The sequence below is a fragment of the Streptomyces sp. GbtcB6 genome (assembly GCF_019091475.1).
GTDB lineage: Bacteria > Actinomycetota > Actinomycetes > Streptomycetales > Streptomycetaceae > Streptomyces > Streptomyces hyaluromycini.
In genome coordinates this window covers 1-6802 of the sequence record NZ_JAGXJL010000123.1, presented here as the reverse complement: position 1 = coordinate 6802, position 6802 = coordinate 1, and the positions used below count along the sequence as shown (strand labels likewise).

Here is a 6802-nt window from a genome sequence, read left to right as displayed (position 1 = left end):
ACCGTCGGCTCCGCGAACACCTCGCGGACACCGACGGACACCTCCAGGACGGACCGGATGCGCGCGATCAACCGCATGACCAGCAGCGAATCACCACCCAGCTCGAAGAAGCTCCGCTCCACGCCGACCTGGCCCGGTTCCAGGTCCAGAACCTCGGCGAACAACCCACACAACGCCTCCTCGGTCGGAGTCGACGGCACACGACCGCCACCCACCACGAGATCCGGGACTGGCAGAGCATCGCGATTGACCTTGCCGTTGGCAGTGAGGGGCAACGCGTCCAGGACAAGGACCACCGACGGCACCATGTAGTCCGGCAGACGCGTGGCAGCAAACGCCCGCAGTTCATCGCCGTCCACATCACCCACGGCATAGCCGAACAGACGGCCCTCCCGTACCAACGCCACCGCCTGCTCAACCTGCGGGTGAGCAGCAAGGACGGCTTCGACCTCGCCGAGTTCGACACGGAACCCACGGATCTTCACCTGCTCATCCGCACGCCCCACGAACTCCAACTGCCCATCCGGCAGCCACCGCACCAGATCCCCGGTGCGATACATCCGCCCACCCTCACCGAACGGGCAGGCCACAAACCGTTCGGCCGTCAGGTCCGGCCGGTTGACATACCCGCGGGCCAGACCATCCCCCGCGACATACAGCTCACCCGTCACACCTGCAGGGACCGGCCGTAGATACGCATCCAGCACGTAGGTACGGACGTTGGGAAGCGGGCGGCCGATCGCCGGCGCAACGTCCTCACCGGTGATGCCCTCCTCCAGGAGAACCGCGGTGGTGATGACGGTGGCTTCGGTGGGGCCGTAGGTGTTCCACACCCGGGCACCCGCACGCCACTTCGCCGCCAGACCGGCCTCCAGCCGCTCCGCACCCAGCACCCAGTTCCCGACACCACCGCCGTTGCGCGGCTCCAGCACCCCCAGCAGCGACGGCACCACACTGGCGACCTCGACACCGGAAGCTTCCAGCATTCCGGCCAGCGCTGAGGGATCCAGCCGCTCGTCCGCCGACGCGATCGCCAACGTGCCACCCGCGGCCAACGTCACCGCCACATCCAGCACTGACGCATCGAAACTGAACGACGCGAACTGCAACGCCGTCACACCCGGCTCGACACCCAGCACCGGACGCATGGCGGCGGCCAAGTTCGCCACCGAACCATGCCCGACCGCCACACCCTTCGGACGACCCGTCGAACCCGACGTGTAGATGACATAGGCCAGCTGCCCGGGAGCGATGTCCGGCAACTCACCCGAGGCGCCGTCCAGTTCATCGAGACGGACAGCAGCGACATCCTCCGGCAGCCGGCCGGCGGTCTCGTCCGAGACCAGCACCAGCTCGGCGCCGCTGTCGGCGACCATGTACGCCAGCCGGTCAGTGGGGTACTCCGGGTCCAGCGGCACATACGCCCCACCGGCCTTCCACACCGCCAGGATCGCCACCACCATCTCGACCCCACGCGGCAGGCACAGACCCACCCGCGACTCCCGACCCACACCACGCCCCACCAACCCACGCGCCCACACATCCGAACGCGCATCCACCTCCGCATACGACAGCGACCGACCCCCCGACCACAACGCCACCGCACCCGGAGACTCAGCCACCCACCGCCCGAACCGCTCCACCACCGACGACGCACCCACGTCCAGGTCCGTCGCATTCCAGTCCTCAACGACCTCCAACCGCTCGGATTCCTCAAGCAGATCGAGATCGCCCAGTCGCACCTGTGGGTCAGCCGCGACTTGCTCCAGCACCCGTACCAACCGCACCGCCAACCGACGGACGGTCTCCTCATCGAACAGGTCCGCCGCGAACAGAATCCCGCCGCCCAGACCCGCCGGGGTACCGCTGTCGGACCACCGCTCGTCGAGCCCCACCGACAGATCAAACCGGGCAGGCGCTACCTCTGGTGAGATCTGTTCGACCTCCAGTCCCTCCAGCTCCCAGCGCGCCTCCGGCACGTTCTGGAGCGCCAGCATGACCTGGAACAGCGGATTACGCGCCGCCGACCGCACCGGATTCAGCTCATCCACCAACCGCTCGAACGGCACGTCCTGGTTCGCGTACGCGGCCAGGTCGGCTTCACGCACCCGCCGCAGCACCTCGCGGAAGGAGGGGTCGCCGGAGGCGTCGGAGCGCAGGACCAGGGTGTTGACGAAGAACCCGGCCAGTTCCTCCAGTTGCGCATCCGACCGGCCGACGACCGGCGTACCAACACAGACGTCTTCCCCGGCGCCCATCCGGGCGAGCAGCACCGCCAGCGCAGCGTGCACGACCATGAACATCGTCGCCCCACCCTGCGCGGCCAGCTCCACCAACCGCGCATGCGTCACCGCATCCACGCCCACCGGAACCGAACCACTCCGGAAGGACGGCACCGCAGGCCGCGGACGGTCGAACGGCAGCACCGTCTCCTGCGGCACCCCCTCCAACGCCTGCCGCCAGAACCCAACCTGCTCGGCTCCCCCACTGTCCGGGTCATCCAGCTCCCCAAGCACCTCCCGCTGCCACAACGCATAATCCGCGTACTGAACCGGCAACGGCTCCCACCCAGGCACCCGCCCAGAAAGCCGCGCACCATAAGCAGCCTGGACGTCGTTCGCCAGCACACCCATCGACCACGCATCCGTCGCAACGTGATGAGCCACCAACAACAACACAGACTCATCCCGCGAAACCCTCAGCAGAACCGTCCGCCACGGCAACTCAACCGCCAGATCGAACCCCCGCCCCACCTCCTCCTGCATGAACGCACGCCAGCCATCGCCGGCCTCCACCACAACCAGCTCCGGACGGCTGTCCGCTCCCTGCAACACCTGCTGGTAGGGAACACCCTCGATGGCCGGGAAGACCGTGCGCAGACTCTCGTGCCGATCAGCCACATCACCCAACGCCGCAGCCAGCGCCGCCACATCCAACTGCCCGCTCAGGCGCAACACCAGCGGCAGGTTGTAGACGGCACCCTCGACGTCCGCTTCCTCCATGTGGTTGAGGAACCACATCCGCTGCTGCGCAAAGGACAACGGCACCCGCTCCGGACGCTCCCGACGCGCCAACACCACACCCGCCGACACCCCAGCACCCTCCACCAACCTCGCCACCCCGGCCACCGTCGGCTCCGCAAACACCTCACGGACACCGACGGACACCTCCAGGACGGACCGGATGCGCGCGATCAACCGCATCACCAGCAGCGAATCACCACCCAGCTCAAAGAAGCCCTCCTCCACACCAACGCTCTCCACGCCCAGCAACTCGGCGAACAACCCGCACAAAACCTCCTCCGTCCGCGTCACCGGCCCCCGCGAACCACCCACACCCACATCAGGCACAGGCAAAGCCCGACGATCGACCTTGCCATTGACCGTCAGCGGGAAGGCGTCGAGGACGACGACCACCGACGGCACCATGTAATCCGGCAAACGCGTAGCAGCAAACGCCCGCAGCTCACCGCCATCCACGTCACCGGCACCTGTGACATAACCGACCACACGGCCGTCACGCACCACCACGACAGCCTGCTCAACCCCCGAATGAGCAGCAAGGACGGCCTCGACCTCACCCAGCTCGACCCGGAACCCACGGATCTTCACCTGCTCATCCGCACGCCCCACAAACTCCAACTGCCCATCCACCCGCCACCGCACCAGATCCCCGGTGCGATACATCCGCCCACCCTCACCGAACGGGCAGGCCACAAACCGCTCCGCCGTCAGGTCCGGCCGGTTGACGTAGCCGCGGGCCAGACCATCCCCCGCGACATACAACTCACCCGTCACACCTGCAGGAACCGGCCGCAGATACGCATCCAGCACGTAGGTACGGACGTTGGGAAGCGGGCGACCGATCGCCGGCCCAACGTCCTCACCCGTAATGCCCTCCTCCAGGAGAACCGCAGTGGTGATGACCGTGGCCTCGGTGGGGCCGTAGGTGTTCCACACCCGGGCCCCATCACGCCACTTCGCCGCCAGACCGGCCTCCAGCCGCTCCGCACCCAGCACCCAGTTCCCGATCCCGGAAACGTCCTCCGGCTCCAGCACCCCCAGCAACGACGGGACGACACTCGCCACCTCAACGCCACTGGCCTCCACCATGGCAGCCAGCGCCACCGGGTCGAGACGCTCGTCCGCCGACGCGATCGCCAACGTGCCCCCGGCGGCCAGCGTCACCGCCACGTCCAGGACAGACGCATCGAAGCTGAACGACGCGAACTGCAACGCCACCACACCCGGCTCGACACCCAGGACAGGGCGCATGGCAGCGGCCAGGTTAGCCACCGACGCGTGCGCCACAGCGACACCCTTCGGACGCCCCGTCGAACCCGACGTATAGATCACATACGCCAGCTGCTCTGCGCCAACCTCCGGCAAGTCGCCCGAAGTGCCCTTGAGTTCATCGAGACGGATGGCGCCAACACCCTCCGGCAGCCGGTCCGCCGTCTCCTCCACGACCAGCACCAGCTCGGCGCCGCTGTCGGCGACCATGTACGCCAGCCGGTCAGTGGGGTACTCCGGATCCAGCGGCACGTACGCCCCACCGGCCTTCCACACCGCAAGCATCGCCACGACCATCTCGACCCCACGCGGCAGGCACAGACCCACCCGCGACTCCCGACCCACACCACACGCCACCAACCCACGCGCCAACGCATCAGAGCGCGCATCCACCTCCGCGTAGGACAGCGTTCGGCCCTCGACTGCCTGCAGGGCGGCCGCCTCCGGCGTCTCAACGGTCCACCGCCGGAACAGTTCCATCACGGTCGAGGCATTGACCTCGCTCGCGGTGTCGTTCCACCGTTCGAGGACCACAGCCCGCTCCGCCTCATCCAGAACCTCGACGGCACTCAGCCGCAGCTCCGGATCGGCCGCCACCTGCTCCAACACCCGCACCAACCACTCCGCCAGCCGACGAACCGTCCCCTCGTCAAACAGGTCGGCGGAGTAGAGAATCCCCCCACGCAGCCCATCCGGGGTGGCGTTATCGGACCACCGCTCGCTGAGGTCCACCGACAGATCGAACCGGGCCGCGGGATCCTCCGCCGGCGGGACCTGTTCCACCCACAGCCCCTCCAGCTCCCACTGCGCCTCGGGCACGTTCTGGAGCGCCAGCATCACCTGGAACAGCGGATTACGCGCCGCCGACCGCACCGGATTCAGCTCATCCACCAACCGCTCGAACGGCACATCCTGATTCGCATACGCGGCCAGGTCGGCTTCGCGCACCCGCCGCAGCACCTCAACGAACGACGGATCACCCGCCACGTCGGACCGCAGGACGAGGGTGTTCACGAAGAACCCGGCCAGCCCCTCCACCTGCGCATCCGACCGACCCGCCACCGGCGTACCAACACAGACGTCCTCCCCCGCACCCATCCGGGCGAGCAACACCGCCAGCGCGGCATGCACCACCATGAACATCGTCGCCCCACCGCCGGCGGCCAGCTCCACCAGCCGCGCATGCGTCACCGCATCCACCCCCACCGGAACCGAACCACTCCGGAACGACGGCACCGCAGGCCGCGGACGGTCAAACGGCAGCACCGTCTCCTGCGGAGCCCCCTCCAAGGCCCGCCGCCAGAACCCCACCTCACCCGCCACCGCACTGCCCGGATCGTCCAGCTCCCCGAGCACCTCCCGCTGCCACAACGCGTAATCCGCGTACTGAACCGGCAACGGCTCCCACCCAGGCACCCGCCCGGAAAGCCGCGCACCATAAGCAGCCTGGAGGTCGTTCGCCAGCACACCCATCGACCAGGCATCCGTCGCAATGTGATGAGCCACCAGCAACAAGACAGACTCATCCTGCGAAACCCTCAGCAGAACCGTCCGCCACGGCAACTCAACCCGAACGTCGAAGCCCCGCCCGGCCTCCTCCTGCATGAACGCACGCCAGCCATCGCCGGCCTCCACCACAAGCAGCTCTGGACGGCCTTCGGCACCCTCCCGGATCTCCTGATACGGCACCCCCTCCACATCCGGGAACACCGTCCGCAGACTCTCGTGCCGATCCGCCACATCACCCAACGCCGCAGCCAGCGCCGACACATCCAAACGACCGGAGAGCCGCAGCGCGAAGGGAAGGTTGTAAGCCGCAGCGCCCTCGGTGTCAGAGCCGTCCATCCGGTTCAAGAACCACATCCGCTGCTGCGCGAACGACAACGGAACCCGCTCCGGACGCTCCCGACGCGCCAACACCACACCCGCCGACACCCCAGCACCCTCCACCAACCGCGCCACCCCAACCACCGTCGGCTCCGCAAACACCTCACGCACACCCACCGACACCTCAAACACCGACCGAATGCGCGCGATCAACCGCATCACCAGCAGCGAATCACCACCCAGCTCGAAGAAGCTTCCCTCCACACCGACCGCGTCCGCCTCCAGCCCCAGCACCTCCGCGAACAACCCACACAACGCCTCCTCGGTCGGAGTCGACGGCACACGACCGCCACCCACCGCCGCCTCGGGAGCAGGCAGAACGGCCCGGTCCACCTTGCCGTTCACCGTCAGCGGCAACGCCTCCAGCACCACCACCGCCGACGGCACCATGTAGTCCGGCAGACGCGTGGCAGCAAACGCCCGCAGCTCACCGCCATCCACATCACCGGCACCCACGACGTAACCAATCAGGCGTCCGTCGCGCGCCACCACCACAGCCTGCTCAACCCCCGAATGAGCAGCAAGGACAGCCTCCACCTCGCCCAGCTCGACCCGGAACCCACGGATCTTCACCTGCTCATCCGCACGCCCCACAAACTCCAACTGCCCATCCACCCGCCACC

The 6802-nt window shown here is 67.8% G+C and carries 1 protein-coding gene; it reads right to left on the bottom strand.

Features of this window, described 5'->3' with window-relative positions; genetic code table 11:
* Positions 1–6752: non-ribosomal peptide synthetase (locus KVT45_RS54315; protein ID WP_308311169.1), on the bottom strand; the 6752-nt coding region annotated here is incomplete at its 3' end.
* Positions 6753–6802: the final 50 nt, after the last annotated feature.